At 59.3% G+C, this 23,963-nt stretch carries 21 protein-coding genes; 7 read left to right on the top strand and 14 right to left on the bottom strand.

Going from position 1 to position 23,963, the window contains the following annotated elements; all coding sequences use genetic code 11:
• Window positions 1-20: 20 nt before the first annotated feature.
• The 11 genes from PVA19_RS21110 to PVA19_RS21060 form a co-directional block, all read right to left on the bottom strand.
• Window positions 21-1,259: an extracellular solute-binding protein gene (locus tag PVA19_RS21110; protein WP_062427677.1), complete on the bottom strand. Its 1,239-nt coding sequence runs from the start codon at window positions 1,257-1,259 to the stop codon at window positions 21-23.
• A gap of 41 nt (window positions 1,260-1,300) precedes the next feature.
• Entirely contained in the window at window positions 1,301-2,371 is a 1,071-nt protein-coding gene (locus tag PVA19_RS21105) for an ABC transporter ATP-binding protein (RefSeq protein ID WP_274104085.1), read from the bottom strand.
• A 19-nt stretch (window positions 2,372-2,390) separates the two neighbouring features.
• Entirely contained in the window at window positions 2,391-3,029 is a 639-nt protein-coding gene (locus tag PVA19_RS21100; protein WP_274104084.1) for an HAD-IA family hydrolase, read from the bottom strand.
• A 217-nt stretch (window positions 3,030-3,246) separates the two neighbouring features.
• Window positions 3,247-4,029 (bottom strand): SDR family NAD(P)-dependent oxidoreductase, encoded by a 783-nt coding sequence (locus PVA19_RS21095; protein WP_274104083.1) that lies wholly within the window; start codon window positions 4,027-4,029, stop codon window positions 3,247-3,249.
• A 4-nt stretch (window positions 4,030-4,033) separates the two neighbouring features.
• Window positions 4,034-4,882, bottom strand: coding sequence for a fumarylacetoacetate hydrolase family protein (locus PVA19_RS21090; protein WP_274104082.1), 849 nt, complete (start codon window positions 4,880-4,882; stop codon window positions 4,034-4,036).
• Window positions 4,882-5,307: a cupin domain-containing protein gene (locus PVA19_RS21085; protein WP_062445164.1), complete on the bottom strand. Its 426-nt coding sequence runs from the start codon at window positions 5,305-5,307 to the stop codon at window positions 4,882-4,884. Before PVA19_RS21085 ends, PVA19_RS21090 begins: the two co-directional genes overlap by 1 nt.
• A gap of 28 nt (window positions 5,308-5,335) precedes the next feature.
• Window positions 5,336-5,731, bottom strand: a complete 396-nt coding sequence (locus PVA19_RS21080; protein ID WP_162723217.1) for a RidA family protein — start codon at window positions 5,729-5,731, stop codon at window positions 5,336-5,338.
• Entirely contained in the window at window positions 5,724-6,143 is a 420-nt protein-coding gene (locus PVA19_RS21075; RefSeq protein ID WP_062597582.1) for an acyl-CoA thioesterase, read from the bottom strand. Before PVA19_RS21075 ends, PVA19_RS21080 begins: the two co-directional genes overlap by 8 nt.
• An 18-nt stretch (window positions 6,144-6,161) precedes the next feature.
• Window positions 6,162-6,950 carry an SDR family NAD(P)-dependent oxidoreductase gene (locus tag PVA19_RS21070; RefSeq protein ID WP_274104081.1) on the bottom strand — a complete coding sequence of 263 codons (789 nt, stop codon included), beginning with the start codon at window positions 6,948-6,950 and terminating at the stop codon, window positions 6,162-6,164.
• 7 nt (window positions 6,951-6,957) lie between these two features.
• Window positions 6,958-9,270, bottom strand: a complete 2,313-nt coding sequence (locus PVA19_RS21065; RefSeq protein ID WP_274104080.1) for a bifunctional salicylyl-CoA 5-hydroxylase/oxidoreductase — start codon at window positions 9,268-9,270, stop codon at window positions 6,958-6,960.
• Between the two features lie 241 nt (window positions 9,271-9,511).
• Window positions 9,512-10,636 (bottom strand): LLM class flavin-dependent oxidoreductase, encoded by a 1,125-nt coding sequence (locus tag PVA19_RS21060; protein WP_274104079.1) that lies wholly within the window; start codon window positions 10,634-10,636, stop codon window positions 9,512-9,514.
• A 220-nt stretch (window positions 10,637-10,856) separates the two neighbouring features.
• Here PVA19_RS21060 and PVA19_RS21055 point away from each other — a divergent pair, with 220 nt between their 5' ends.
• The gene (locus tag PVA19_RS21055) at window positions 10,857-11,432 is read left to right on the top strand and encodes a winged helix DNA-binding protein (RefSeq protein ID WP_062445153.1); all 576 of its coding nucleotides are present in this window, start codon (window positions 10,857-10,859) and stop codon (window positions 11,430-11,432) included.
• 41 nt (window positions 11,433-11,473) lie between these two features.
• Here PVA19_RS21055 and PVA19_RS21050 read toward each other — a convergent pair whose 3' ends face one another.
• The 3 genes from PVA19_RS21050 to PVA19_RS21040 all read right to left on the bottom strand — a co-directional run bounded on the left by PVA19_RS21050 (window position 11,474) and on the right by PVA19_RS21040 (window position 14,105).
• The gene (locus tag PVA19_RS21050; RefSeq protein WP_274104078.1) at window positions 11,474-12,706 is read right to left on the bottom strand and encodes a styrene monooxygenase/indole monooxygenase family protein; all 1,233 of its coding nucleotides are present in this window, start codon (window positions 12,704-12,706) and stop codon (window positions 11,474-11,476) included.
• 62 nt (window positions 12,707-12,768) lie between these two features.
• Window positions 12,769-13,554, bottom strand: a complete 786-nt coding sequence (locus PVA19_RS21045; RefSeq protein WP_274104077.1) for an SDR family oxidoreductase — start codon at window positions 13,552-13,554, stop codon at window positions 12,769-12,771.
• Between the two features lie 41 nt (window positions 13,555-13,595).
• Complete coding sequence (locus tag PVA19_RS21040) at window positions 13,596-14,105, bottom strand: flavin reductase family protein (protein ID WP_062427690.1); 510 nt, start codon at window positions 14,103-14,105, stop codon at window positions 13,596-13,598.
• 165 nt (window positions 14,106-14,270) lie between these two features.
• On the opposite strand from PVA19_RS21040, the gene PVA19_RS21035 reads away from it, so the two are divergent.
• The 6 genes from PVA19_RS21035 (at window position 14,271) to PVA19_RS21010 (ending at window position 23,960) form a co-directional block, all read left to right on the top strand.
• Window positions 14,271-15,263 carry an AraC family transcriptional regulator gene (locus tag PVA19_RS21035; protein ID WP_274104076.1) on the top strand — a complete coding sequence of 331 codons (993 nt, stop codon included), beginning with the start codon at window positions 14,271-14,273 and terminating at the stop codon, window positions 15,261-15,263.
• A gap of 368 nt (window positions 15,264-15,631) precedes the next feature.
• Window positions 15,632-17,785 carry an indolepyruvate ferredoxin oxidoreductase subunit alpha gene (locus PVA19_RS21030; protein ID WP_274104075.1) on the top strand — a complete coding sequence of 718 codons (2,154 nt, stop codon included), beginning with the start codon at window positions 15,632-15,634 and terminating at the stop codon, window positions 17,783-17,785.
• Window positions 17,786-17,800: 15 nt separating this feature from the next.
• The gene (locus PVA19_RS21025; protein WP_113225938.1) at window positions 17,801-19,351 is read left to right on the top strand and encodes an indolepyruvate oxidoreductase subunit beta family protein; all 1,551 of its coding nucleotides are present in this window, start codon (window positions 17,801-17,803) and stop codon (window positions 19,349-19,351) included.
• Window positions 19,352-19,478: 127 nt separating this feature from the next.
• On the top strand, window positions 19,479-20,792 hold the full coding sequence (locus PVA19_RS21020; protein WP_274104074.1) for an MFS transporter: 1,314 nt from the start codon (window positions 19,479-19,481) through the stop codon (window positions 20,790-20,792).
• Between the two features lie 143 nt (window positions 20,793-20,935).
• A complete protein-coding gene (locus PVA19_RS21015; protein ID WP_274104073.1) occupies window positions 20,936-22,507 on the top strand; it encodes a Re/Si-specific NAD(P)(+) transhydrogenase subunit alpha in 1,572 nt (523 codons plus the stop codon).
• 19 nt (window positions 22,508-22,526) lie between these two features.
• Window positions 22,527-23,960: an NAD(P)(+) transhydrogenase (Re/Si-specific) subunit beta gene (locus PVA19_RS21010; protein WP_274104072.1), complete on the top strand. Its 1,434-nt coding sequence runs from the start codon at window positions 22,527-22,529 to the stop codon at window positions 23,958-23,960.
• Window positions 23,961-23,963: the final 3 nt, after the last annotated feature.

Raw genomic sequence — 23,963 nt, 5'->3', positions numbered from 1 at the left:
AGTCTGGCTGTGACGCCCGGTCATTTCTTGAACGGCGCGTACCACGCTGCGAGACCATCGGTCATCGACTTTCCAACCTCGGCTGGCGTCGCCTGTCCGTTCAGCATCTTCGAAACGCCCGCCTGGATGAGGTTCGAGCCCGTCGGTTCGCCGTAGCGGAAGTTCACGAGCGTCATATAGGGGATCGAGTCCTTGTTGAGCGCGGCGACTTCGGCCAGCAGAGGATTATCGAAGGTGACGCCTGGAACGGCAGAAACGTTGTTCAGCCCGTTGGCGAAGGCCTGTCCGAAGTCCTTGCTGGAAACGTAGTTGAGGAACTTCAGCACCGCTTGCGGGTCTTTCGGCTTGGCATTGCCGCCGAAGCCGGAATCATAGAAGAGGCCAACCAATTTCTCATCCTCTGCCTTCAGGCCGGGGGCGGCGAAGACACCCATCTTCAGATCCGGATTCTGTTTGGCGAAGTTGGCAAGCTCGAAGGAGCCACCGGCAAACATGCCGGCCATGCCGGACGTAAACAATTGCTGCGCGGAAGCGTAGTCGAGACCGACAAAGCCATCGGGAAAGTACTGGGAGATTTCCTTGAGCTTGGTCAGAGCTTCGACATAGCGCTTGTCGTTAAAATCGGTCTTGCCCGCCATCAGGTCGGCGTAGAAAGCCTTGCCCATGATCGACGACGTGAGGGCGGAAACGATGGTCTCGTTCTGCCAGCCGGTTGCCGTGCCATTGGCAAAGGGCATTACGCCCGCCGCCTTCAGCTTCTCGCAAGCCGCAATGAACTCGTCCCAGCTTTTCGGCTCGGTGATGCCGTTCTTCTCGAAAATCTCGGTGTTGTAGATGACGAGCATGGTCTGGCTCGCGGCCGGAACGGCATAGAGTGTCTTGTCCGAGCGCATCGTTGCGGAGGCAAGAGCCGGTTCCGAGAAGCCCTTCAGTGCCGGGATCTTCGTATCGTCCAGCGGCATCAGGTAGCCAGCACCCGCCAGGCTTTCAATGCCGCCATAGGTGCGGGTCATCATCAGATCAGGACCCTTGCCACCTGCAAGCGCGGTGGAAAGGACGGTGTTGTAGCTCGTTGCTTCGAAGGCCTCGAACTTTACCGTGATGTCCGGGTTGGCCTTGTTGAAATCGGCGAAGAACTTTTCATATTCGGCCTTGTCTTCCTGGCGCCAGGTCCAGAAAGTCAGGTCTGCTGCGAAGGTTGCGCTGGCCGACAGGATGGTGCTGCAGGCAATCGCCGCTCCCAGTAAAAATCGTTTCATCTGTTCCTCTCCTTCTTTTTTGGTTTACGCGATTTAGTCGATCACACCGCAAGTCGTTGCGCTGTTTCACGGCTGAAGTAATGGACTTTCTCAGGCTCGACGCTGATGGTGACCGGGGTGTCAGGCGCATATTGCGTATCCGGCCCGCACCGTACCGAGACAGGTGCGCCATCCCCCATCCGCACATAAACGTAGGCGCTATCGCCGAGATATTCGGTGTATACGACCTTCGCAGCAAAACCGTTCTGGCGCGTGCCTGGCGAAATCGACATGCCGTCCGGCCGCACACCCATCAACAGCTCTCGCTCTGGCGACGACGGCAGACGGGGCAATGAGATTTGGCCGATGCCGGGTGCAGTGAGCCGGTCGCCCTCCCGCTCGACAGTCAGCATCGCCATGCGTGGCGAGCCGATGAAGTTGGCAACAAAGACGTTGGCTGGCATCTCGTAAAGCTCACGCGGCGAACCGAACTGTTCGATCCGGCCACCATTCATCACTACGATCCGGTCGGCAAGCGTCATGGCCTCGACCTGGTCGTGGGTCACATAGATCGTCGTTCCACCAATCTCCCGGTGCAGACGAGCAATCTCAAGCCGCACCTCGGAGCGGAGTGCAGCATCGAGGTTGGAAAGCGGTTCGTCCAACAAGAGAAGTTGCGGCTTGCGCACCAGCGCACGGCCGATGGCAACGCGCTGTCGCTGTCCGCCTGACAATTCGCGCGGCTTGCGCTCCAGCAGGGCTTCCAACCGCAACATGCGGGTGGCTTCGCCGATACGCGCTTCGACTTCCGCTTTGCTGAGGCCCATCAGCCGCGCACCGAAGGCCATATTCTCATAGACATTCATATGCGGGTAAAGCGCATAGGACTGGAACACCATGGCGATCCCACGTCGTGATGGCGCGATCTCGTTCATGCGCTTGTCATTCAGCCGAAATTCTCCATCGGTGATCGGATCGAGACCGGCGATCAGGCGAAGAAGGGTCGATTTTCCGCAACCGGACGGCCCGACAAAGACGATCAGTTCGCGGTCCTTCACATCGAGATCGATGCCATGGAGAACCTCGACGGACTTGAAACGTTTCTTGATGCCGCGCAGTGACAGTTGAGCCAAGGTCAGACCTCCATTTCGCTCAGGACGTGCCGCTTGGCGGCGTATCGGCGATCGCTTCGTCTATCGCCGCGATCGTCTTGGCCGCATCCATATGGTGAATGCTGTGCCAGCCGAGCCTGCGCGATGTCTCGATATTTTCCAGCGTGTCGTCGATAAAGACGATCTGCTCGGGCGAAACATGTTCGCGGTGCTGGACCGCCAGGTAAATCTCCTCGCCGGGCTTCTCCATGCCCATCTCATGGGAGAGGTAGCAGGCATCGAAAAGATCGGCTCCGAGCATGGTTTCGATGATGTGGCGCCAATGAATGGCCTGCGTGTTCGACAGACAGACAACGCGATGGCTGGATTTCAGGGTGCGGGCGTAATCCACCATTCCGGTGAAAACGCCTTCGAGGAGTGCAGTTTCCGCTTGCACCACCTGTTCAGCGGTCAGCCCGTAAATCTCGGATGCGCGAGCCAGATAGTCATCTTCGCCGATCTGTCCCAGGCGAAACTGCATGTTGAGGCGAAGCAGGTCCGAATTCGCTTGAGCGGTCGACGACCAGAGCCCACCCGCTTTAAGCGCAGCGCGGCGCCTCTCGATATTCAGTTCGATGAAGACTCCGCCGACATCGAAGACGATAAGCTTGTCGTCGCTGTGTCTATCCGGCTTGACCACCACATATTCTCCGCAGGAACAACCCTATAATGCGAAGGAAAAACGCGCTACGCCCTTCTACGGGCTCCACATTGGCAAAAGCAGCGGGAATTATCAATTCCTAATTTCGTTAAAAATCAGAATAAAATATTTTTTGATTGATGGCCGGAAACGGCATCGCCGGCAGTGGGTAGTATCCATGCCGGCGATGCAGGTGATCAGTCCCTCGGGTTGAGAGCTATTGGTCGAATATCCCTGTCTGGGACGCCACCTTGCGATAGGCCGCACCCGCCGTGAAGCCGCCGTCAATGACAAAGTCTTCTCCGGTAATGAAGCTTGAGGCGTCAGACGCCAGGAAGAGGACGAGTTCGGCGATCTCCTCCGGCTTGCCGCTGCGCTTCATCGGCGTCATGTCGATCATCGGTTTCAGGTGAGGGCTGTTGGCGTTCAGACCCGTAACGACGAGGCCGGGGCAGACCGCATTGACGCGGATGGCTTTAGGCGTCAACTCCATGGCAGCGCTGCGGGTAAGCCCGCGCAGGCCCCATTTGCTTGCCGTATAGGCGGGATCATAATGGCCGGAAAAGCCACTGTTGGATGAGATGTTGATGATGGATCCGCCGCCGGATTTCACCATCAATTCCGTCACCGCCTGAATGCCGAGGAAGGCGCCTGTGAGGTTGACCTTCAGCACGCGCTCCCACGCTTCCAGGCTGGTGGTTTCGACGATGGTGCGGTTGATGATGCCGGCATTGTTGACGAGGATATCGATGCGGCCTTTCCACTCGGTTGCAAGCGCAACAACGCCTGCCCAACTGGTTGGGTCTGTCACGTCGAGATAGATGAAGCGGGCCTCGCGGCCTTCCCTCTGTAGGGCTTCCGCGAGCGCACGACCTTCGTCCGCCAGCACATCGGCGATTATGACGGCGGCACCCTTGGAGGCGAACAGGCGGGCTTCAGCCTCGCCCTGTCCGCGCGCGCCACCGGTGATGATGGCAAGACGTCCTGAAAGATCGGTCATGGGCTCAGTCCCTCGCTTCTACGGTTTGCTGCCGCTGCTCACCCAGACCCTCGATCCCGAGCGTCATGATTTGCCCCGGTTTCAGGAAGACAGGTTCCGGCTTGATACCCATGCCCACACCCGGCGGCGTGCCGGTGGCGATCACGTCGCCGGGCTCAAGCGTCATGAACTGGCTGATATAGCTGACGAGATGCGCGACGCCGAAGATCATCGTATTCGTGTTGCCGGTCTGCCGGCGCACGCCGTCCACATCCAGCCACAGCGCGAGGTTTTGAGGGTCGGCTACCTCGTCGCGCGTGACCAGCCAAGGGCCTGTCGGGCCAAACGTGTCGTGGCTCTTGCCCTTGGTCCACTGGCCGCCGCGCTCGGACTGGAAGGCGCGCTCGGACACATCATTGACCACGCAATAACCTGCGACATGGTTCAGCGCATCCGCTTCGCTGACATATTTCGCCCGCGTGCCGATGACGACACCAAGCTCGACCTCCCAATCGGCCTTCTTCGATCCGCGCGGAATTTCGACCTCGTCATTCGGGCCGACCACGGCTGAAGTCGCCTTCATGAACAGGATCGGCTCCTCGGGCGGTGCCTTGCCGGTTTCTTTCGCGTGGTCGGCATAGTTGAGACCGACGCAGATGAACTTGCCCGGACGCGGCACGCAGGCACCAATGCGCTCGACCGACACTTGCGGCAGCGTCGCGAGCTCAATGGCCGCAAGCCGCGCAAGTCCGGCGTCGGAGAGCACCTCGCCGGTAAAGTCGGCGATGACGCCGGAAAGGTCACGTATAGTTCCATCCTTGGCGACGATGGCGGGCTTTTCAGCGCCTGCCGGGCCGTATCGCAGCAGTTTCATCAGGCTCTCCTGAAACCTTCGAGAACGGAATCGTCCACATCCGGCAGGTTGACGACGATGTTGTCCGGCGTGCGGGTGGTCAGCCACACCAGCTCTTCCGTCGTCGACATGTTGACCTCGATATGCGGCCAGTTCGGCGGCACGAAGATAAAGTCGCCTTCCTCCATGTCGAGATACTCTTTCCAGTTCTCGCCGAAATAGATGCGCGCCTTTCCCTTCAGCACATAACCGCCAGTCTCCGCTTCGCCATGATGGTGCGGATAGGAGCGATAACCCGGCTCATTGGAGACCTTGCCGAACCAGATCTTGGTGGCTGGCGTGTGCTGCGGGCTGACACCTGAAATGCGCACGCAGCCGCCGGATTGGCCAGTGCCAGTGTCTTCCTGGCCCTTGCGGGTGATGAAGGGTCTGATGGTGCTGGTCATGGAATCTCTCCTCCTCTGCAGATTTCAATCAATCGGGAACGACGGCCAGCGCCTGGATTTCGATCTTGGCGCGGTCTTCCATCAAGGACACCACCTGGACTGCCGCCATCGGCGGAAAGTGACGACCGATGATCTCGCGGTAGATCGCGCCGATTTCCTTCATGCGTGATTTGTAGGAGACGCGATCGGTGAAGTACCAGGTCATCTGGATCAGATGCTCAGGCTTCGCATCCGCTGCCTTCAGCACGCTGACGATGTTGATCAGCGTCTGGCGCACCTGTTCGACGAAGTCGTCCGAGTGAAACTGGCAATGCTCGTCCCAACCGATCTGACCGCCGACCTGTACGATGCGACCGCGCGCGCTGATCCCGTTTGAGTAACCGATCGGCTTTGCCCAGCCGTCCGGCTGGATGATTTCATGCATCATGTCTTGGCTCCAGATAACGTGTGAGACCTGCCCGCACGTCGTCAGGCCAGGGATGGGATTTGTGGTCTTCAAGCGAGGTCATCACGATCCTCTGCTTGACCGACCAGATGATGTCGCCACGGACGGTGACGATGGTTTCGAGATCGAGCGAGGCCCGGCCGATCGAGCGCACATGCACGGCGAAGTCGAGCGTGTCGCCATAGACGGCGGGCTTCTTGAACTCGAGGTTCATGGTCACCGTCGGCAGTCCGAGCTTGCGCTCGAACATCAGTTCCTTCCAGGTGACGCCGAAGGAAGCGAACATCGCCTCGTTCACGTCAACGAGCATGGAGAGATAGGCCGGATGATAGGCAATCCCTGTGAGGTCGCAGTCGCCAAAGCGCATGGGTTTGGAATGGGTAAAGGGCATTTTCGTCTTGAACTCCGTTTAGCCTGCCATGACCTCACCGCCGGCAATCGCGATTGCCTGGCCGGTCACGGAACCCGCTGAAGGTGAGGCGAGCCACAGCGTGGTGTCCGCGACTTCCTGCGGCTGGATCAACCGGCCTTGCGGGTTGGACCTTGTGAATTCCGCCAGCGCATCCTCGCGGCTGCGCCCGGTCTTCTGCATGATGGTGTCGAGCGACTGCTGGATGATCGGCGTATCGGTAAAGCCGGGGCAGACGGCATTGACCGTTACGCCCTTCTTCGCCAGTTCCAGCGCCAGAGCCCGCGTCAGGCCGATCACGCCGTGCTTGGCCGCGCAGTAGGCGGAAACATAGGAATAGCCCGTTAGCCCCGCCGTCGAGGCGATGTTGATGATGCGCGCTCCCTCACCATGGGCCTTAAGGTCAGGCAGCACGGCTTGGGTAACATTGAACACGCCTGTCAGATCGACCGAAAGAACATGGCTCCACATATCGGCGGATGTCTTTTCGAAGGGCGCGCTTGGCGCTTCACCGGCATTGTTGACGATAATGGAGACGGTCCCGAAGGCGCTGCGGCCCTTCTCCAGACCAGCGGCAATCGCCTCCGGCTTCGTCACGTCGAAACCGTCGAGGACCAAGGCCTGGCTTCCGATCTCGGCAGCCACCGCTTCCAGCGGCTCGCGGCGGCGACCGGCGAGCGTCACATTGGCCCCGGCCATCGCCAGCGTGCGGGCGATGGCAGCACCGATGCCGCTTCCGGCACCGGTGACGAGCGCGTGCCGTCCTTCAAGGGGAAGAGCATCTAGCATGGCGCTCTCACTTGCCCGCGGTGGCGCGTTCGAGGTTCGCCTCATACTGGAACTTGCCGGACATATATTGTTTCGGCCAGGGCACGTTTTTCAGGCCGATCTTCGCCGCCTCGTGCAAGGCCCACGCAGGATCGGCCAGATGAGGACGCGCCACGGCGCAGAGATCGGCACGGCCTGCGGAGATGATCGAATTGGCGTGGTCTGCCTCGGAAATGGCGCCGACGGCAATGGTTGGAATACCGATCTCGTTGCGGATCTTGTCGGAGAAGGGCGTCTGGAACAGGCGTCCATAGACCGGCTTTTCCTCTTTCCAGACCTGGCCTGATGAGCAGTCGATCAGGTCTGCGCCTGCGTCCTTGAACATCCTGGCGAAGATCGCGGCATCTTCCGGCGTATTTCCACCTTCCGTCCAGTCATGGCAGGACAGGCGAACCGAGATCGGCTTGTCGTCCGGCCAGGCTTCGCGCACGGCGGCGAAGACTTCCAGCGGATAGCGAGCGCGGTTTTCGTATGATCCGCCGTACTCATCCTCGCGTCGGTTCGTCAGCGGCGAGAGGAAGGAGGAGATCAGGTAGCCGTGGGCTGCGTGAAATTCCAGCCAGTCGGCGCCGGCTTGCGCCGCACGCCGCGTGGCGGCCACGAAATCGGCCTTCACCTGGTCCATATCGGCGCGGTCCATCGCCTTGGGAACGGTGCTGTGTTTCAGGTAAGGGATCGCCGAGGCGGAGAGAAGCGGCCATCCGCCTTCCTCCAGAGGCTGATCGATACCATCCCAAGCCCGTTTGGTTGCGCCCTTGCGTCCTGCATGACCAAGCTGGATGCCGACCTTGGCGGCGCTATTGGTGTGAACGAAATCGACAAAGCGCTTCCAGCCCTTCGTCTGTTCGTCGTTCCACAGGCCAAGGCAACCGGGCGTAATGCGCGCATCGGGAGAGACGCAAGTCATTTCAGCAAAGACCAGACCGACACCGCCGAGCGCACGGGCGCCAAGATGGACCATATGGAAATCGTCGAGCAGACCATCCGTCGCCGAGTACATTGCCATGGGAGAGACAACGATGCGGTTTGGCAGCGTCGTGCCGCGGGACGTATAGGGTGTGAACATGGGTGGCAGGCAGCGCTCGTTCTCCTTGACGGCAAGGCCCGAGTGACGGGCGAACCAGTGCTCGTAACCCTCGAGCCATTGCTTGTCGCGCAGACGCAGGTTCTCGTGGCTGATGCGCTGAGAGCGGGTCAGCATGGAATACATGAACTGCTCCGGCGGGAGCGTATCGGCGTAGCGATCGCCGACGACTTCGAACCATTCCATGGCGTTTCGGGCGGCATTCTGGATGCGGGCCACGTCGACGCGGCGGATGTCTTCATAGGTCTTCAGCACATCGGCGATGCTATCCTTGCCGTGGCCAGCCTTGTTGAACTGGTTGGCAAGCTCGATCGCGTCGTCGATGGCAAGCTTCGTGCCGGAGCCGATGGCGAAGTGCGCGGTGTGAGCGGCGTCGCCCATCAGCACCACATGGGAGTTGCCGTTGAAGTGGCTCCACTTGCCGCAGATCAGCCGGTTGAAGTTCAGCCAGGCGGAACCGACCATGTGGCGCGCATTGGTCATCAACTCGGCGCCTTCAAGCGTCTCAGCAAAGAGGTTCTGACAGAAATCGATCGATTCCTGCTGGGTCATCTGGCCAAGGCCATGGTCCTCGTAAGCCTTCTCGGTGGTTTCGACGATGAAGGTCGAGGTATTCTCATCGAATTTGTAGATATGCGCCTGGAACCAGCCGTGATCGGTCTTGCGGAAGTCGAAGGTGAAGGCGTCGAACAGCTTGTTAGTGCCGAGCCAGATGTAGCGGTTCGGGCGCTTGACGAGATCCGGCTCGAAAACGTCCGGATAGCGGTTGCGAACCTTTGAGTTGAAGCCATCCGATGCGATGACCAGATCCGCATCGGGGAAATCCTGGTCGCCGCCGGCATCGGTTTCGAAAATGAGTTCGACGCCGAGCGCCTCGCAGCGGCTCTGCAGAATGTTGAGAAGCTTCTTGCGACCAATGCCGACAAAGCCGTGGCCGGTTGTGCGCTGGCGCGTGCCTTTGAAGAGCACCTCGATGTCGTCCCAGTGGTTGAAAGCCTGCTGGATTTCGTCAGCGCTTTCCTTGTCCCACCTCTGCATGGACGCCATGGTCTGGTCGGAGAAGACGACGCCCCAGCCGAATGTGTCATAGGGGCGGTTGCGCTCGACGACGCGGATATGATGCTCGGGATGCAGCTTCTTCATCAGCAGGCTGAAATAGAGCCCTGCCGGGCCTCCACCGATACAAACGATACGCATGTAACCCTCCGTGGCTTTGGGTGCACCGTCATGTGCTCTTATTTGAAGATTAAACTAATTTTCGATATCGAGACTGTCAAGTATGCAGATGCATATATCGAATTTTATTTTAGGCTTAAAATAAGTGGTCGCAGGGGTGGCGCCTGCGACCTTTGGAATTAGGGTTCGTATGCCCAAAGCTTTCACGAGAGGTGCGCTAAGGGCTTATTTTCAGTGCAAGCAGCCGCAAACCGCGGCGGCTTTAGCTCGCAAGAGCGGCGTGCTGCTGCGCAACAGGCAAACGGATGCCTGCCTGTTCCAGCAATGGAAGAACTGTGTCGCGGAAATATGGGAATTCCTCGGCATAATCGACGAAGGAGAGCGTCGTTCCAGCGAACCCGGCCTTGTGTAGCGAGATCAGGCCCTCTGCCACCTGTTGCGGAGTGCCGACCAGCGGGAAGCCACCATGGCCGGCTGCCATACGATCCCTGATGAGAGCGAGAAGATCGTGCGGAAAGGAGTGGGCGTGAGCGAACTGTAACTTCACCAGGTTGTCCACGGCATCCCAGTCGGCATTGTCCTTGCCGAAATGCTGTAGATAGTCCGTCGCTTCCTTTTCCGTCGGACGGCAGACGACATGCGAGAAGGTCAGTACGCCCCTGTTGCGACCTGCTTCCGCGCCCTTCGCCTTCAGTTCGGCAATTTCCACTTGGGAACGGCCGAGATCGATCGCCGGGGTGAAGAGGAAATCGGCATTGCGCAGAGCAAAGTCTCGGCCCTGGCCGGAGCCTGCCGCGTTGAGAATAGGAATTTTGCGGGAAGGACGAGGATCGCCGAGGATGTTCTTCAGGTGGAAGAAGGTGCCGTTGTAATCGAAAGCCTCTTCCTTCTGCCAGAGAGCCTTGACGACATCGAACCACTCATCGGCATAGGCGTAGCGGCTCTCGTGATTGGCGGGGAGATTGAGCCCCAGCGCTTCATATTCCGGCTGGTTCCAGCCAGCTACAATGTTCAACCCGACGCGACCGTTGCTGATCTGATCGATGGTGGCGATCTGCTTTGCCACCACTGCCGGATGATTGGCGGCGGTATGAATGGTGGCGAAGACATTGATGTTGCGGGTGCTGGCCAGCAATCCGGCAGCCCATGTCATTGTTTCCAGCACGTTGCCGTGGAAATTCGTCTCGCCGCCATAACCGATCCAGCGGGCGATCGGCAGCATGAAGTCGATCCCTGCATCATCCAGCAGGCGGGCGAGCTTCAGATTGTTGTTCCAGCTATTGTCCCAGCGCTCCGGCACTTTGGTGACCGACATGCCGCCCGAGCAATTGGATGCGAATGTGCCAAGCAAAAACTGCCCGGCGGCGAACGTCGAGTTCTCCGTCATGGTTGGTTCCCCATTTTTCTAATAGAATTTACAATAGAAAGTCTATTTTAAACTTGAAGCTTGTCAATGGGCAATCGAGCCCTCACAAAGGCACTAAAGCGCTGTGCCTCCTACTGGACGCAAAAGAACGCTTTACCTTTTTGAATCGACGCATCGTACCTTCCGAAAATTGAGCTCGATTCTCGGGCGATGCTGTAGCAAGAGCAGGGCGACGAGATCGATGAGCAAGCAGAAGGGCGGCGACGAAAAGCAGGATCAGGACCCGGCACTGGACCGGCGTTGGCATCTGGCCCGCACGCCCGTCGAAGTCGATCTGGCGGAGGCCGAATTCGCGTTGATGCGCGCCTTCGAGGCTTTTGGCCGATGGCAGGCCGAGTGCCTAGGCTCAGTGGTCGATCTTGCGGTGAGTGGTCCGGAAAACGCCATGCTGCATATCATCCGCATGAATGAGCGGCCGAAATCGATCAAGGATCTGGCGCGACTGGCCAATCGCGAAGACATTCCCAACATGCAGTATAGCCTGCGCAAGCTGATCGCAGCCGGTCTGGTTCAAAAGAGCGGCAGCGGACGGTCGGGCGTTGTCTATAGCGTGACGGAGAAGGGCAAGCTGGTGACCGATCGCTATGCGGATGTGCGCGCCTCGCTTTTGGCGAAGGCGGTTCAATCCGTGCCGGAGCTACGCCATCGTCTTGAAGACGCCACCACCACGCTCGATTTGATGACCGGCATCTACGAGCATGCGGCGTTGAGTGCCGCGACCCATCGTCGCCTGCCGAAAGAACCGCTGGAAGACTGAGGCCGCGCGGATGCGTGGCCTCAGTCTTCCCGTGAAAAGCCTTAAGCGGCAAGCTTCGTCAGATAGGCATCTGCCTCTTCCGGAACGGCGAACCAGGGGAAGAAGTCGCGCGGATCGTTGAAGCCGTTGGCGATGCGCTTTGCCAGTGCTGGATAGGCCTGGGCCGAGCCCATGATGTTCAGCACATGCGGGGGTGGAGGCGCGAGCAGCGCATTCGTCCAGCCGACCACATATTGCGCATAGTCCCAATAGGCCTCGAAGGTTGCCTGCTTGAAGGCGTCGTCGAACGGCCTGTCGCCATGGGCGAGGATGGCATCCATATAATATTTCGCCGCTTTCGATGCGTTGTTCGAACCCTGCCCGGTGATCGGATCGTTGAGGCAGACGGCGTCGGCCAGGCCAAGGACCGTTGCACCCGATGGCAGCTTGCCGATCGGCTTGCGCACCGTCGGAGCAAAGGCTCCTGCCAGGCGGCCATTGTCATCCGTGAGCGACACATTGGTACAGCGCTCCCCTTCCCAAGGCAGGAAGGTGTCGAGAATGCATTTCGATTTTTCAAGATGCGCGTCTGGAGAGTTCACATCTCTCCAGCAGTCCATCGGGCCGCCGGGAATGCCTTCGAACACCATGATGTCGCAGGCGCCCGTGGTGGTAAGTGCCGGGAAGGTGAAGTATTCTCCCACACCCGGGATAAGATTGAAATTGACCGCCGAGTGGCCGGGGCGCGGCGCCATGCCCTTCACATAGGTCAGCGCCAAAGCGCGCTGCGGCTTGTCATAGGGAGAGCGCTGCGGATCGCGCTCGAACATCTTGGCGATATCGCCCTTGCCGGCGGCGACAATCACCAGATCGCTTTCCCGCGCATAGGTTTCGAGGTCTTCGATCCCGGCATCATGAATGGTCAACTGCCCACCGCGATGTTCGAATTCCGTCAGCCAGCGCGGGATCTTGACGCGCTGATCCACACTCTGGGCCTTGCTGTCGAGCTTTCCGTTCCATTCGATGGCTTTGCCGCCATCGGGTGCCGGAACAACGAAGTTGATCGAATCGACGGTGGGGCAGCTGTCGCCCCAGAAGTTCAGACCGAGTTCGCGCTCATTCTGCAAGGCGTTATCGAACATGCACTGGCTGGACAGAACCCGACCGGCGGCAATCTCGTCTGCCGTTCTGTTTTGTACAATGTGAACCGCGTGCCCCGCATCCACCAGGCCACAGGCAAGTTGCAGTCCGGACTGGCCGCCGCCAACAATGGTGAAACTGCGCTTCTTCGTCATTTCATTCTCCCTGTTTTCTCAAGTTCCGCTGTGATGTTCCCGTTTATTGATCTCGACGCGGCTCAATCCATGAGACGCGGGATAGCCGGCTCGTTGCGTTCCGGTCCCATGGCGGTGTAGCCGCCATCGACGCGAATATCGGTGCCGGTAATGAAGCTCGCATTGTCGGAGAGGAGGAATGCCACGGCCTCCGCCACTTCTTCGGGGCTGCCGGTGCGTCCCAGCAGATGGAAATCCTTGGCGACGCTGTCTGCCTTTTCGCGAGTGTTCTTGGTCAGCTCGACCATCACATTGCTCCAGGTCCAGCCGGGAGACACGGCATTGACGCGAATGCCGTCAGGCGCCAGATCCATGGCCTGGTTGCGGGTCAATTGCAGGATCGCGGCCTTCGAAACGGGATACACCCAACGTCCGGTCTGTGCGACGCGCGACGAGATCGAGCCGAAATTGACGATGGCGCCCTTGTTCTTGGCGAGGTGCTTGTGGGCTGCCTGCATGAGAGCGATCGAGCCGACAACGTTGATGTCGAAGGCCTTCAGCCAGTCGGTTCGGCTCGTCTCAACGCCATTGTCGAGATAGGTACAGGCGACGTTGACGAGAAAGTCGAGGCGGCCGCTGGCTTCGACCGTCTTCTCCACAAGCGCGCCGATGTCGGCATCGCTGGTGATGTCGGTGCGGATGAAGTGGACCTTCTCTCCCGCGCGCTCGGCCACTGCCTGACCGGCCTCGTCATTGATATCGGCAATCACCACCGATAGGCCGTAGCCGGCAAGCACCTTGGCAATGCCATCGCCAATCAGTGTCGCGCCGCCGGAAATGATCGCAGTTTTCCCTTGAAGTCCGCGCATCGTCGTCTCCTTGCAAATGTCAGCAAAAATTGTGAGTGGCTTCAGGCGGCGGCCTGCGGCGGAACCGCTGCCGTCAAAAACGCGCCGTTGCCGTAGATCAGCGGATTGTCGTCTTCCGGTGCGCAATGCGTCTTGGCGACGGTGCCGATCAGGATCAGATGCGTGCCGAATTCCTTGACCTCGGCGATCTCGCATTCGAAGGAGACGCAGGTCTGGGACAGGACCGGTGCGCCGGTGATGATGCCCTTGATCCATTCGCCGGCGGCAAAGCGTTCTTCACGCACGAGGCCAGCGCGCCCGGCAAAGACTTCCGCCACGGGCTGCTGATCGAGTGACAGAACGTTGACGGCGAAGACGCCGCTTGCCTCTACCACGGCGGCAACCGAACTCGACCGGTTGACGCAGGCCAGAAGCGATGGAGGCTCGGTCGACAGCGAACAGACGGCCGTGGCCGTCAGTCCGCAGCGGTTGCCTTCTGCATCCATGGAGGTGATGATGGTGACACCGCCGGTCAGCTTGCGCATGCCGGCGCGGAATTCCTCGCTACTCATGTTTTTGTTCCCTTTGCGAATGGATTTCGCATTCGTTTTATGTTTAAACTTTCGATGATGTTCCGGCGAACAGGTCCAATCGGCAATCCAGATTGCGCAGGGATTTGTCCAGTTTCGGCGACAGGCGGTCTGAAACTTCACTTTTGTCATTTCGGCGAGTGACTGATGATCGATTTCGGCAAGCAGCAGCCAGACGCCCGTCCTGTGGTGGACACCCATGACGTGGACGAGGCGCGCGAAGCGATCGGACGGATATTCTGTCCGCATTTTCTGCTCGTCGATGGACGTCGGAAAAGCGGCTTTCACGCGGTTCACGATGTGGTGGAGGAGCCGGGCCACTCCATCAATGTCGTCTCCTATGGATCCGCGGTCGAGATCGATCCGGGCGAGCTCTCGCGCTTCTTTCTTCTGCAGCTTCCTGTGAAGGGCACTGCCGTCGTTCGTTGCGGGAATGATGAGACCCATGTTGCAGAGGGCCGCACGGCAACACTTCTGTCCCCGACGCTCTCGACCCGCATGCGTTGGGCGGAGGGATGCGAGAAGCTGATCGTGCTTTTGGAGCGCGATCTGGTGGAAAGCCACTTCGAGAATCTGGCGCATGAGCGATCCGAGCGCATCGAGTTCGAACCGGCGATCGATCTGACCTCCGGGATCGGGCAGGGAATCTTTCAGCACAGCTTGCTGATGTCAGGAGCCGCCAAGGACAGAGGCCATTTTTCCGAAGCCTATCGGATCATGCTTCGGGACGGGCTGATCAACCTTCTGTTGAGTGGACTGTCGCATAACCGCAAGGGTCTTCTCCAACGATCAAGTCCAGATGCGGGTCCCGTACCGGTTCAGCGCGCCGAAGACTATATCAGGGCCAATGCCGAGCGTTCCATTACCGCAGCCGATATTGCCGAGGCGGCGGGCGTTCCACTGCGCACCCTCCAGGACAGCTATCGAAAGGCCAGGGGGCAAACCTTGATGGAGGCGGTGCAGGAAGCACGCCTGGAGCTTTTGCGCAAAACCCTGTTGGCGCCATCTGCCGATATCAGTGTCGCAGACGCCGTCTTTTCCTCCGGTCTCGGCCATCTCGGCCGTGCCGCCTTTGCCTATCGTGAAAGGTACGGCGAAACGCCCTCGCAGACATTGCGACAGAGCAGAGGCATGTCTTGACGCGCACGTGACGGGTGAACCGCGACAGGGTTGAAGGTCTCGTGAACAGCCGTAAGGACGAGCCTTGGAATCGTCCTTTGTGCCGCCTACCCAAATCGATGATGTTTCAAGCATAAAGAAAATCACCTGTGCTGGCGTCGGCTCCGCGCCGCGGGGATGGAAAAGTTGCGCTGTGGCGCCGGTCTGCGCAAGAAATGTGCATATGCATATGGCTCTGCCTGTATAGCCGTGCAAAAATATGCAGTTTCGAGGCTTAATATCGAGTTTTTGCAATTACTTTAGGCTTAAATCTTCTCCTGTTGACATCTGCTCGAAAGTAGAAATATGATTTTGCATATAAAGGCGTAATAGTCATAAGGGGAACCACCATGGCCGAACGGTCATTTGCGCGCGAGGTCGAAGATCTCAAGCTCGGTGAAGGCGAAATCTTCAGCGGCGAGGGGATCCTCGCCATTACCAAGGCGCTGCTGCAATCCGGCGTGTCCTATGTCGGCGGCTATCAGGGGTCGCCGATCTCCCACCTCATGGATGTCTTGGCGGACGCCAAGGATGTGATGGAGGAACTGGGCGTTCATTTTGAATCCTCGGCGTCCGAAGCGGCAGCCGCGGCCATGCTCTCTGCCTCTGTCATGTATCCGGTCCGCGGTGCGGTGACCTGGAAGTCGACGGCTGGAACCAATGTGGCCTCCGACGCGCTCTCCAACCTGTCCTCCGGTGGAGTGACCGGTGGCGCTCTTGTCATCATCGGCGAGGATTATGGCGAAGGGTCCTCCATCATGCAGGAGCGCAGCCACGCCTTTGCGATGAAATCGCAGATGTGGCTTTTGACGCCGCGTCCGAATTTGACCTCCATCGTCGATGCCGTCGAAAAGGGCTTCGAGCTTTCCGAAGCGTCCAGCACGCCGGTCATGCTGCAGGTTGGTATCCGCAGCTGTCACGTTCATGGCCAGTTCGTTGCCAAGGACAACAAGCGTCCGTCCTACACGCTGAAGCAGGCGCTGGAAAATCCGGTGCGCGATCTCAACCGCATCGTTCTGCCGCCCGCGTCCTTCCAGCACGAGAAGGACAAGCTGGAGCGTCGTTGGCCAGCGGCAGTCGAGTTCGTCAAAACCAACCGGTTGAACGAGTTCTTCGGTCCATCCGAAGGCGAGGTTGGTCTTATCCTTCAGGGCGGTCTCTACAACAGCACCATGCGGGCGCTCCAGCATCTGGGCCTTGCCGATGTCTACGGCAACAGCCGCATCCCGCTCTATGTCATGAATGTCTCCTACCCGTTGATCGATGACGAAATCATCGCGTTTGCCGCTGGTAAGAAAGCGGTGCTGATGGTGGAGGAGGGCGCGCCTGAATATATCGAACAGGCGCTCCACACGCTGATGCGCCGTCGCGACATCCAGACCAAGGTCTCCGGCAAAGACCTGTTGCCCATGGGCGGCGAGTATACGACGTCGGTACTGATCAAGGGGCTGACCGGGTTTCTTGAGGTCAATGCGCCGCAGCTTCTCGGCAATCGCCCACCAGTTCCCGATCCTTCCGCCGTGTTGAGCGATCCGAAGGTGAGGGCTCTGGCGGACGTCGTGCCGGCCCGTCCGGCTGGTTTCTGCACCGGCTGTCCCGAGCGGCCCATCTTCGCTGCGATGAAACTGGTCGAGAAGGAACTTGGACCGCACCATGTATCGGCCGATATCGGCTGCCACCTCTTCTCCATCCTGCCGCCCTTCAATATTGGCGGCACAACGATGGGCTACGGCCTTGGCCCTGCCTCGGCCTCGGCCTTCAATGTTGAGGCCGACAAGCGCTCTATTTCGGTCATGGGCGATGGTGGTTTTTGGCACAATGGTCTTGCCACCTCCGTCGGCAATGCCGTCTTCAACAAACAGGACGGTGTCACCATCATCGTAGACAATTACTATGCGTCCGCAACGGGCGGGCAGGACGTCCTGTCGTCACGCGCCGACAATCCCAACCGCAAGACCAACAATTCGATCGTCAAGGCGGTGAAGGGCATCGGCGCCACCTGGGTCAAGCAGATCGACCGCACCTATGACGTGGCGAAGATGCGCGACACGTTGAAAGAGGCGCTGACGACGGACGAGAAGGGTCCGAAGATCATCGTCGCTTCCTCCGAATGCATGCTGAACAAGCAGCGCCGCGTAAAGCCGCAATTCGCCAAGGCGGTGAAGGACGGCAAGCGCATGGTGAAGGAACGCTTCGGCGTGGATGAGGATGTCTGCACCGGCGATCACGCCTGCATCCGGCTGTCCGGCTGTCCGTCGCTTTCCGTCAAGCATACCGACGATCCGCTGAAGGACGATCCGGTCGCGGCGATCGATAACTCCTGCGTCGGTTGCGGGAACTGCGGGGAAGTCTCGGAAGCCGCGGTGCTCTGCCCATCCTTCTACCGGGCCGATGTCATCCACAATCCGACAAAGATCGACAGGTTTCTCTATCGCCTGCGGTCGGCGGTCATCCAGTGGCTGCAAAAGCGCAGAAACGCGTCGCGCGTTGTGTTTCCGGCGTAAGGAGGGAAGATCATCATGGATAGCCTGCAAACAGATTTTTCGTCCGTCCTTTCCGCCGACAAGCCGCTTTCGATCGCCATCCTCGCCATGGGTGGCCAGGGCGGCGGTGTCCTGGCGGACTGGATCATATCGCTTGCCGAGGGCCAGGGATGGGTTGCTCAGACGACCTCGGTCCCAGGTGTTGCCCAGCGCACGGGCGCAACCATCTACTATCTCGAATTGCTCAAGGCCCGTGAGGGCGAAAAGCCGATCCTGTCTTTGATGCCGACACCCGGCGACGTCGATATCGTCATTGCCGCCGAATTGATGGAGGCTGGCCGCTCGGTCATTCGCGGCCTTGTCACGCCCGACAAGACATTGCTGATCGCTTCAACTCATCGCTCTTACGCGGTTGGGGAAAAGGAAAAGCCGGGCGATGGTATCGGTGATCCCACAGTCGTGGTCGATGCGACGGACTTTGCCGCCAAGAAGACGATCGCTTTCGACATGGATACCCTGGCGGTGAAGAATGGCAGCGTCGTGTCGTCTGCGCTTTTCGGTGCGTTGGCGGCCTCCAAGGCGCTGCCCTTTTCCAAGGATGTCTTCGAAGAGACGATCAAATCTGGCGGCAAGGGGATCGAGGCCAGCCTTCGCGCCTTCAACGCTGCTCACGAGCGGGCGACCAAGGGCGAGAATGACAAGCTTTCCGCCACCCCCATCAAGAAGCTGGAAGAGCTGCCCGCTTCCGCCGGACATCCCGCGCTGGATAAACTCATTGGTCGCATTCGCACGGAGTTTCCGCCAAACGCGCATTCCATGCTCTATGCCGGTGTGAAGAAGCTGACGGAGTTTCAGGATCCGGCTTACGCAGACGAGTACCTGACAAGGGTGGCCTCGCTTCATAAGGTAGATGCCGCCGAAGGTGGCGCAGACAGGGATTATGCTTTCACAACGCAGGCGGCGAAGTATCTGGCTGTCGCCATGGCCTATGATGACGTCATCCGTGTCGCAGATCTGAAAACACGTTCCGCCCGCTTCGAGCGCGTGCGCAAGGAAGTCGGCGTCAAGGGCGATCAGCTGCTCTACACGACGGAATACATGCATCCGCGCATGGAAGAAGTGTGCGGCACGCTTCCACGCAGGCTTGGCCAGTGGATCGAAAACAGCCCGAAACTCTTCGCTTTCCTCAATCGCCGTATCGACAAGGGCAGGCGCGTGAAGACCGGCACTCTGTTCTGGTTTCTCGGGCTTTACTCCACGTCCGCTTTGCGACGCTTCCGCCGGGGCAGCTTGCGCCACCATATCGAAGTTGCTCACCGCGATGCCTGGATTCAAAAAGCGGAAGAGGTCTTGGCCGCCAATTACGATCTCGCTGTGGAGGTCCTTGGTAACCGCCGTCTGGTGAAGGGTTATTCGGATACGCATTCGCGTGGCCTGTCCAAATTCGATCGCGTTATGTCGGCGCTGCCCTTGCTGCGCGATCGTGAGGATGGGGCTGCCTGGATGCGACGTCTGCGGCAGGCAGCACTTCTGGATGAGCAGGGGATTGCGCTCGATGGCGCCCTGAAGACCGTCGCGACGCTCTGAACCTTGGCCGCGACGCTATAACCATAAGAACGGCGGCGCCCTGGGAAGGGTGACCGTCCCCATTTCACAATTTCAATTCGTGTCGAATGCGCGGGGCCTGGCCTCGTGCAAAAGGGGGAACTTTGTCATGACACAGTCCATCGGACGACCGTCTCATGCTGCAGCGAAGCCTGCAGAAATCTCATCGCGCAAGAGCCTGCTGGTGGTGGCGCTCTGCTGGTTCGCTATTTTCGCGGAAGGCTACGACGTCGGTGTTCTCGGCGCCATTCTTCCTGCCCTTGCAACCGATCCAGTCTGGAAACTGACGCCGCTCGAACTGGGCGCTATGGGAAGTTACACCGTGATCGGCATGCTGATCGGCGGCATCATCGTTGGCACGCTGAGCGAACTCTACGGGCGCAAGCCGCTCTTCATGGGCTGCCTCAGCCTGTTTGCCGCTTGCATGATCTTGACCTCTCTGGCACCGACACCGTTCTGGTTTGCGGTCAGTCGCTTCGTCGCCGGTCTCGGCCTTGGCGGCATCATTCCCGTTGCTGCGGCGCTCACGGTGGAGTACTCGCCCAAAAGCCGCAAGAGCTTCAATTATGGCCTGATGTATTCCGGTTACTCGCTCGGCATTCTGGCGGCGGCGCTTTTCAGCCGTGGCTTTCTCGCAGATTATGGCTGGCGCGTGATCGTTCTCTTTGGTGCAGCACCGCTTCTCGTCGTGCCGGTTTTCTATTTCCTGCTGCCAGAATCGGTCGAAAGCCTCGTCTTGCGCGGCAAGCAAAAAGAGGCTGCTGAAACGGCAAGGCGCATGGGTATCGCCGTTCCGAAGACCGTTCAAAAAAACCCGAAAGGCCCGGGCTGGTCGGCTGTTTTGAAAACCATCTTTGCCCGCGACAAGGCCTTTGAGACGATCTGCTTCTGGGTCGGTCTGTTTCTCGGGCTTCTTCTCGTCTATGGCCTGGCGCAGTGGCTGCCGCAGATCATGCGCAAGAACGGCTACGATTTGGGCGATAGCCTGCTGTTCCTCGCGGTCTTCAGCCTGTCCTCGGCCATTGGTGGTATCGTGCTCGGCACATGGGCCGACAGGTTCGGGATCAAGCGCACGGTCGCGCTCTCCTATCTGGTCGGTGCCATCGGCATTGCCGCACTCACCTTCAAGAGTTCCATTCTGCTGAACTACGTCTTCGTCGCCATAGCCGGTTTCGGCACGGTGTCTGCGTCCCTCATTCTTACCGGATTTCTGGCGCAGCGGCTTGATCCCACAATCCGTTCGGCGGGCACGGGTTTTGCGCTGAGCTTCTCCCGTATCGGCGCGCTGACAGGCCCGCTGCTCGGCGGCTTCATCGCCAGCACAAATCTTGCGCCTGAATGGAACTTTTACATATTTGCGGCTGTAGCGGCCTTGGCGGCACTCGCGACTGTGTTAATACCGTCATCAACGAGAGCGTCTTAAGTCCGTTAGGACGCACAAAGGCCGCTCTCCATTTTGAGCCTACGCATTGTGCCGTCCAAAAATCGACGTCGATTTTCGGGCCGATGCCGGGGTCGATATGAGACGACGTCATTGCAGTGTTTCGGGTTTAAAGGGAGGGACTTTTGAGACTAGGTGCACCGAGAGAAATATATGAGAGCGAAGCGCGCGTCGCGATGACGCCGGATAGCGCTCAGGCCTTGCAGAAACTGGGCTATGAATGCCTCATCGAAACCGGGGCTGGCAAATCTGCCGGTTTCTCCGACGAGGCCTATCGAGCAGCGGGCGTGACCGTGGTGGAGAGCGCAGATGCGCTTTACTCGGGTTCCGATATCATCGCCAAGGTTCGCCCGCCGGAAGACTCCGAGATCGATCGGCTTTCGCCGGACAAGACGTTGATTTCCTTCTTCTACCCGGCGCAGAACCAAACGCTTCTGCACCAGGCAAAGGACAGGGGTGCCGCTGTCATCGCCATGGACATGGTGCCGCGCATTTCGCGCGCCCAGAAGATGGATGCCCTGTCTTCCATGGCAAACATCGCCGGCTACCGTGCCGTCATTGAGGCAGGCAACAATTTCGGCCGCTTTTTCACCGGACAGGTGACGGCGGCGGGCAAGGTGCCGCCAGCCAAGGTTCTGATCATCGGTGCAGGTGTTGCGGGTCTTGCCGCGATCGGCACCGCCACGTCGCTTGGCGCGATTACCTATGCCTTCGACGTGCGCCCGGAAGTGGCGGAGCAGATCGAGTCCATGGGCGCTGAGTTCGTCTATCTCGATTTCGCCGAGCAGCAGGATGGTGCTGCGACCGGCGGTTATGCCGCTCCGTCATCGCCTGAATTCCGCGAGAAGCAACTGGCCAAATTCCGCGAGCTTGCGCCGCAGATCGACATCGTCATCACCACGGCGCTGATCCCGGGTCGCGATGCGCCAAAGCTCTGGCTCGCCGATATGGTCGCGGCAATGAAGCCGGGCTCCGTCATCGTCGATCTTGCTGCGGAACGCGGCGGGAACTGTGATCTGACCGTTCCCGATCAACGCATCGTTTCGGACAACGGTGTGATCGTCATCGGCTATACGGATTTCCCAAGCCGCATGGCGGCCCAGGCCTCCACGCTCTATGCCACCAATATCCGCCACATGATGGCCGATTTGACGCCAGGCAAGGATGGGCAGGTCGTGCACAACATGGAAGACGATGTCATCCGTGGTGCGACGGTTGCCTATAAGGGTGAGATTACCTATCCGCCGCCGCCGCCGAAGATCAAGGCCATTGCCGCGAAGAAGCCGAAGGAGAAAGCCAAGGAGCTAACGCCTGCGGAAAAGCGGGCGCAGGAAATCACGCTGTTCAAAACGCAGACCAGAAATCAGGTCGCTCTTCTGGCTGTGGGCACGGCACTGCTTCTTCTCGTCGGCGTTTATGCGCCTGCAAGCTTCATGAGCCACTTCATCGTCTTCGTTCTGGCATGCTTCATCGGCTTCCAGGTCATCTGGAATGTCAGCCATTCTCTCCATACGCCGTTGATGGCGGTGACGAATGCCGTATCGGGCATCGTCATCCTGGGGGCTTTGCTGCAGGTCGGTTCGAGCAACTGGCTAGTCGTCATTCTGGCGGCACTCTCGGTGCTGATTGCGACGATCAATATCGTGGGTGGCTTCCTCGTGACACGGCGCATGCTTGCCATGTTCCAGAAGTCTTGAGCCGGGTGAGGGGATAATCATGACACTTGGTATTGTTTCGGCGGCCTATGTTGCCGCTGCGGTTCTTTTCATCCTTTCGCTCGGCGGTCTCTCCGGCCAGGAAAGCGCCAAACGCGCCGTCTGGTACGGCATCACCGGCATGGCACTCGCCATCATCGCTACGGTTTTCGGACCGGATGTCGGCAACTGGTTCATCGTGCTGGTAATGCTGGCGGGCGGGGCGGTTCTCGGCCACTTCGTGGCAAGCCGCGTGCAGATGACGGAAATGCCGCAGCTCGTTGCCGCACTTCATTCCTTCGTCGGTCTGGCAGCCGTCTTCATCGGCTTCAACGCCCATATCGAAGAATCGCATGTCGCGTCTCTCGATGAAGCGTCACGCTCGGCGCTGACCGGGTTTGCCGCACTTCTGGCGCACAAGACGCCGGTGGAACTGGCGATCATGAAGGTCGAGGTGTTCCTTGGCGTCTTCATCGGTGCCGTCACCTTCACCGGCTCGGTGGTTGCCTTCGGCAAGCTGGCCGGCAAGGTCGATGGCAAGGCAAAGAAGCTGCCGGGTGGGCACATCCTCAATGCGGGGGCTGCGGCGCTCTCCATTCTTCTGCTCATCCTCTATTGCAACGGCGCGGGCGCATGGACGCTGGTGCTGATGACGCTGCTGGCCTTCTTCATCGGTTATCATCTGATCATGGGCATCGGCGGCGCCGATATGCCGGTTGTAGTTTCAATGCTCAACAGCTATTCCGGCTGGGCGGCAGCGGCGATCGGCTTTACGCTCGGCAATGATCTTCTGATCGTCACCGGTGCGCTGGTCGGCTCTTCGGGTGCGATCCTGTCCTACATCATGTGCAAGGCGATGAACCGCTCCTTCGTTTCGGTCATCCTCGGTGGTTTTGGCGGCACAAGCGGCCCGGCAATGGAAATCAGCGGCGAACAGGTGGCGATCGATGCCGAAGGCGTTGCCGCAGCTCTCAACGAAGCCGACAGCGTCGTGATCGTCCCGGGCTACGGCATGGCGGTGGCGCAGGCGCAGGCCGCGGTGTCGGAACTGACCCGCAAGCTGCGCGCAGCCGGCAAGACCGTGCGTTTTGCCATCCATCCCGTTGCAGGCCGCCTGCCGGGCCATATGAACGTGCTTCTTGCCGAAGCCAAGGTGCCCTACGACATCGTCCTGGAAATGGACGAGATCAACGACGATTTCCCGAACACCGACGTCGTCATCGTCATCGGCTCGAACGACATCGTAAATCCGGCGGCGCAGGAGGATCCAAACTCTCCGATCGCCGGCATGCCGGTGCTCGAAGTGTGGAAGGCAAAGCAGGTCTTCGTCTCCAAGCGCGGCCAGGGAACCGGCTATTCCGGTATCGAGAACCCGCTGTTCTTCAAGGAGAACACGCGCATGTTCTATGGCGACGCCAAGCAGAGCGTCAGCGCGCTGGTGCCTTTGCTTTCATGATGT

This window comes from Agrobacterium sp. CNPSo 3708 (genome assembly GCF_028674915.1).
GTDB lineage: Bacteria > Pseudomonadota > Alphaproteobacteria > Rhizobiales > Rhizobiaceae > Agrobacterium > Agrobacterium cavarae.
The sequence above is the reverse complement of the archived record's forward strand: the minus strand, read 5'-3'. Positions and strand labels throughout refer to the sequence as shown.